Origin of the sequence: Eubacterium sp. BIOML-A2 (genome assembly GCF_009680135.1) — a bacterium.
GTDB classification, from domain to species: Bacteria; Bacillota; Clostridia; order Lachnospirales; family Lachnospiraceae; genus Faecalicatena; species Faecalicatena contortus_B.
Map to the genome: position 1 here is coordinate 1 of NZ_WKZK01000126.1, position 1187 is coordinate 1187.

Annotated in this window: 2 protein-coding genes; both read right to left on the reverse strand. The window is 46.4% G+C overall.

Going from position 1 to position 1187, the window contains the following annotated elements:
* Window positions 1-102 precede the first annotated feature (102 nt).
* Window positions 103-480 (reverse strand): hypothetical protein, encoded by a 378-nt coding sequence (locus tag GKG43_RS22780; RefSeq protein ID WP_025654850.1) that lies wholly within the window; start codon window positions 478-480, stop codon window positions 103-105.
* 108 nt (window positions 481-588) lie between these two features.
* The coding region (locus tag GKG43_RS22785; protein WP_243125905.1) for an FtsX-like permease family protein at window positions 589-1187 on the reverse strand (599 nt) is incomplete at its 5' end.

The window sequence follows — 1187 nt, forward strand, 5'->3', positions numbered from 1 at the left end:
AAACGGCATATGTGCATTTGTCAGGCTTACGGCTGTTCCATTACTTCGCGCCCCCATCGGAAAGAGGCCTATTCCACTTCCACTCAGCGTCCCCTCCTATCGTTACTCAGAAAGATACCACCCCCAGAGGTACAGCAGAGGCCAGATCAGCCCCACCAGGCTGAATGCGGAGAATCCCGTAGTCATAGCAGCGTAAATAATATTAAACACATAGTATGCTGCCAGTATAATTCCTATAATCAGCACTATTTTTCTGGATTTATAGGCTACACCTATGATACCGGCTGCCAGTATGATCAGCCCGCCGATAATGGAATATACATAAGAGAATGTCGTCGGCGGTACGATACCCATTGCCTCGTAGGTCGCATCCATTGTTGATTTCATAGCGATAGCAAACACACCTGACAAGAGGGAAATTGCCCCAATAACAATCAGGATGATAGAGAATACTTTTAAAAGCTTACTTTGTTTTTTCATGTGAAAACCCTCCTCGTTTTATGAGATTTGTGAATAAGTTGTATAGAATCATGTGCTGTCTTTGCAAGAGCGCACAGGATTTTCTGTTAAATCTATTAATAAATATTATTACATCCGTCTAAGCGCCTCAATTGGGCTGAGCTTGGCGGCTTTCTTTGCCGGATAGATGCCGAATACGATTCCCACACTGCAGGAAAATATGGTTGCAATCAGAATCGCCGGTAAGGAAAGCTGGGCCTTTATGCCGCCGATTCCAAGGGCGCTGATCAGGGCTGTTAGCGCGGCGCCGAGTATAATTCCGATGATGCCTCCCATGCCCGAGATGATCGCGGATTCACAGAGGAACTGTGCGATGATGGATCCTGTCTTGGCCCCCAGGGCCTTGCGGATTCCGATCTCGCGGGTACGTTCTGTGACGGATACAAGCATGATATTCATAACCCCGATACCGCCGACAATCAGTGATATGCCTGCAACCAGAGCTACGAAGGCGGTTACTCCGTCCATGATGGAACCGAACATATCGGAGAAATCCATTGGCTTCTGCTGGATGAATGGCGTTTCGCCCAGATTCTGGTGTCTGGAATTCAGGATCTGTACCGCGTTTTTTGCGATCCTGGATGCCTGGTCTATAATGGTCTCATAAATTAAGACACTTTTTCGGACAGATTTTAATGAATCTGATATACTAAAATCAGTATGAAAGA

Excerpts from the sequence above, each read along its gene's own strand:
- GKG43_RS22780 (WP_025654850.1), bottom strand. The coding sequence starts at position 480 with ATGAAAAAACAAAGTAAGCTTTTAAAAGTATTCTCTATCATCCTGATT.